This window comes from Moraxella cuniculi DSM 21768 (assembly GCF_900156515.1).
GTDB lineage: Bacteria > Pseudomonadota > Gammaproteobacteria > Pseudomonadales > Moraxellaceae > Moraxella > Moraxella cuniculi.
The window spans coordinates 1-3,793 of record NZ_FTNU01000036.1; the positions used below are offsets into that span (position 1 = coordinate 1).

5 protein-coding genes and 1 pseudogene are annotated in these 3,793 nt (G+C 35.3%); all 6 read right to left on the bottom strand.

The genetic code is table 11. From position 1 onward, the window contains the following. On the bottom strand, positions 1-361 hold a 361-nt coding region (locus BW928_RS11040), incomplete at its 3' end, for a hypothetical protein (RefSeq protein ID WP_144295813.1). A 21-nt stretch (positions 362-382) separates the two neighbouring features. After that, positions 383-451: pseudogene (locus BW928_RS12260) on the bottom strand (hypothetical protein); the annotation flags it as partial. Between the two features lie 110 nt (positions 452-561). Next, positions 562-1,044, bottom strand: coding sequence for a PM0498 family protein (locus BW928_RS11045; protein WP_076556261.1), 483 nt, complete (start codon positions 1,042-1,044; stop codon positions 562-564). Positions 1,045-1,046: 2 nt separating this feature from the next. Beyond that, positions 1,047-1,619: a hypothetical protein gene (locus tag BW928_RS11050; RefSeq protein ID WP_076556262.1), complete on the bottom strand. Its 573-nt coding sequence runs from the start codon at positions 1,617-1,619 to the stop codon at positions 1,047-1,049. Positions 1,620-1,902: 283 nt separating this feature from the next. After that, complete coding sequence (locus BW928_RS11750) at positions 1,903-2,178, bottom strand: hypothetical protein (RefSeq protein WP_076556263.1); 276 nt, start codon at positions 2,176-2,178, stop codon at positions 1,903-1,905. Positions 2,179-2,973: 795 nt separating this feature from the next. Further along, positions 2,974-3,793 (bottom strand): DUF6862 domain-containing protein (locus tag BW928_RS11755; RefSeq protein WP_375537538.1); only part of this gene is annotated, 820 nt, incomplete at its 5' end.

Below are 3,793 nucleotides of genomic sequence, written 5' to 3' on the forward strand. Positions count from 1 at the left end.
GCCAATAGCTCCAGCTTAAAGTTTTGTTTTGGTGATTTTTATAAATATCTTGGAATTCTTTTTTGCCGTTTTTCATAATTACAGCACCAGCTTCAGCAATCCAGTCGGAATAAAAGGTTTTATCAGCCCCTTTTAGGCTAAGCCAGTTTCTTGATTCACTTTCTGCCACCCTAAACCACGGTTGCCCTGTATATCCATACATCGCTCCAAAGTAATTGGCTCTTTCATTTAGGGTGTCAATAGTGTGATATCCTGTAGAATTGGCGACATTTAAGACTCTTTTGGTTGATGCTTTGATATCACTTGCTTTTCCGTAGTGATTTCTGTTTTCGCCTACATATTCCAAAGCGTCTTTCATCATGCGTTGGCAGTCAGTGCTGTTTGGGTTACTTGAACAAACTGCTTTTAATCTTTCATCTTGCTCTTTGGATATTTTATCATATTTAACGATATGGTCTGCACAATCTTACTGGGTATCTCATTTAAGCATTTGCAAAACCCATTATTGCTCACATACCAAAATTGTACAATCAGTGTGAATTAATTTTAAAAAAAATTCTATCAAGATAAATAAAACATTACTGGCTGAATAATCTCTTCTATATTACTTAAATCATAAACTATTTCACCGTCTCTGATTTGATGAAAGTTAAATGTTGCAAAAAGACCAACATCGTCATCTTGAAAAGCTAAGACTGCCAAAACTTCAGAATCTCTTTGGCGATTCCATTTTTCTATAAACTTTTGAAAAAATATAATTGCTTGCTCAAATAATTTATCATCATTTACATAATCGCCTATATGTATTTTGTTGAACGATTGCTCCATTCCAGATAAATCAGCATAAATTTTTTTTATTTCATCAGCCGAAAATGTTCTATATAAATAATCATCAGGATATGTTTCCTTAAAAAAAACACCGCCATCTTTACCCAAAAAATCTTCTGATAAAACTCTTTCAAGTTTTGGATCTAGTATTGATTTTTGTATATCAATATTCATCTTGGCAATATAACCAAGCATGCTTTGATTTAATAACAGCATATTTATTTAGCTCCTAGATACTTCAAGGCTTTGTCTATTCCTTTGCGGAATTTTTTATCATTTAATAGATTCTGTATAGATTTTGGTGCAAGCACACCATCATCTATTTTACCAACATAAAATTTATCATCTTTTGGATTGTAATAATATTTTTTATTATTGGCATCTTGATAGTGTATCTGTCCAGCCCTAACCCCTGGTGCTGGGTTTTCTACATCAATACGAGCTTTTGAACCTTTCTCCCTCCATACTGTTGTACTAGGAAATTGAGACCCATTGGCACCGAGTAAACTCAAATCTTTTTCAACTGGTTTGTTTTTAGGGGTTTGAGCCGTAGAATTGGGTTTTTTATTATTCTTGATCCCAACCGCAGAAAATCCACTATTTCTACCAGTCCCAACTCCACCTTGTTCTTGTATAATCAGTACAGCTTTATCTAAGGCTTGAGTATTTGGATTACTAAGTGCAACATTTCGCCAAATTGATTCAGCTTGCTGATTTTCATTTTCTACATGAAGCCAATAATTTGTACCGCCTAACTTATTAAAATGTGTTTGAGTGAGGGTTTCACTCATTGCAAAGTACTGTTTGCGTAAGTTTTCACATTGTATGGCATTATAGTTTATTACGCAGACATTGTTTAAATTTTTTTGTTGTTGATCAGATAGTGCTAAATATTTTTGAATTACTTGATCTTTACAAGTCTGATTACGGCAAGCAGTTCAAGTTCTTTGTTTTGGGCATAATCACCGATTCTTTTCGGGGCTTCTTTGCCAAATTCTGTGGTGATGATTACCTGAGCATTTAGCTGTTTTTTGTATCCTTTGCTAAATGGTAACTTGTATTTGGTCTAAATTATTAACCAAATTCCAAAAAATGGCATTCAATCGCACATTCTGCACTATCATACCAATCTAAAAAAGTCTGCTGTAATTCATCCAAGATTATCTCATTTAGAGTTATCTCCAGATCCCTATTCATAATATCTCCAACCTCGCTCATGTTAATAGACATGGGCACTGCATATGCCTCCGTCTGTGGATTAAATAACACAAATATCTTAAATAAATTATTATATCTTTTTACAAAGAATAATCTCAATTCCAACTTGGTTTGTATTACTGAGGAATCCATTTTCCACTCCTGACTCTATTTCTAGTATTTTGCTTGGTATTTTTAAATTGCGTTATGATTTTACCTTCGTTATCAAGAATTACAACCCTATCTCCCTTGATGTACACATGAGCACTAGTTTCACTGTCAAGATATCGCCTTCCCTCCAAGACAACTTTATTAGCATCACCAACACTCCTGTGGCTATCTGTTCTTGATTGAGCCTTTCTTTTGTCTCCATGCTTTGTTGTACCTGATACAGAATTAACCCCAACCCCATACCCAGCCGCCCCAGCCACACTACCAGCACGACGACCGCCATACAGTCTATCATTGGCAAGTTCACCTATAAATGCTTGGGCTTCATTGCCATTGTTGTGGCTGTTGGTAGAAATGCCTTATATCAACCAAAAAATATCAAAGCCATCGTTACAAAAATAGATAAAAAGACAAGAGAACAGTGGGTTTTAAAAATTCTTAGTTGCATTAATAAACTTTTTCGAAAATATGTATTATATAAAAATACAAAAAACAATCCGATAAAAGATAGGGTATTTATAAACCAATACAGTTCATATAGTATAACAATCGTACTTGCTTGCTTTAAATAATTCGGCCAAACATTAATTGTCAAAAAGTAGTTAGATAAAACACACAGAAAATATACCCCCGATATATACAGGCTATGATTTAAAAGATAATATCTTATTTTGTTTTTGCCCCATATCCAATAAATCCCCACACCTATAAAAAATACACCAAATATCGGTTGTAAAATAACAATCCATATAAGCGACAAATCAACAGGGGCAAAAATCATTGTTGCACCTTACATTCTTGAACTTCTGACATCTTGTCACAACCAGTATTAATTCTATCTTTAGGACTTTGTAATTGTCCGCCAGCTTTAAAATCAGCAATTTTACGCACAACCACATTCCATTGCCTGTACCATTTTTCATGTACTGCTTGTAGCTCAGAATCATATTGTTCGTTATGAAGCCTAGTTACACTCCATTGATAGCTTTGTTTTGGGTTTTTGTAAATATCCTGAAAATCAGCTTTGCCATTTTTCATGATAATAGTGCCAGCTTCATCACGCCAATTGTCCAATGGTGGTCCATATAAATCAGAAGTCATATTTCCAGCAGAATATATCCAGCCCTGAAGATCCTCTCTAGAAACATCCTCAGCCACTCTAAACCACGGTTGCCCTGTATATCCATACATCGCTCCAAAGTAATTGGCTCTTTCATTTAGGGTGTCAATAGTGTGATATCCTGTAGAATTGGCGACATTTAAGACTCTTTTGGTTGATGCTTTGATATCACTTGCTTTTCCGTAGTGATTTCTGTTTTCGCCTACATATTCCAAAGCGTCTTTCATCATGCGTTGGCAGTCAGTGCTGTTTGGGTTACTTGAACAAACTGCTTTTAATCTTTCATCTTGCTCTTTGGATATTTTATCATATTTAGCGATATGGTCTGCACAATCTTTGGCAGTACCATAACAGGCTGTTTTCTCTTGCAACTGCCTATGCGTCAAATAATTCCACCTTGTCTGCCCCACATTATTCACCGTGCTTGCTGTGCTGTCGCCTATGGTTGTGCCTAGGGCTGCTGATAGGGCAAGCAAA

Coding starts and splice junctions, on each gene's coding strand:
- BW928_RS11045 (WP_076556261.1), bottom strand. CDS start 1,044: ATGCTGTTATTAAATCAAAGCATGCTTGGTTATATTGCCAAGATGAAT.
- BW928_RS11050 (WP_076556262.1), bottom strand. CDS start 1,619: ATGAGTGAAACCCTCACTCAAACACATTTTAATAAGTTAGGCGGTACA.
- BW928_RS11750 (WP_076556263.1), bottom strand. CDS start 2,178: ATGGATTCCTCAGTAATACAAACCAAGTTGGAATTGAGATTATTCTTT.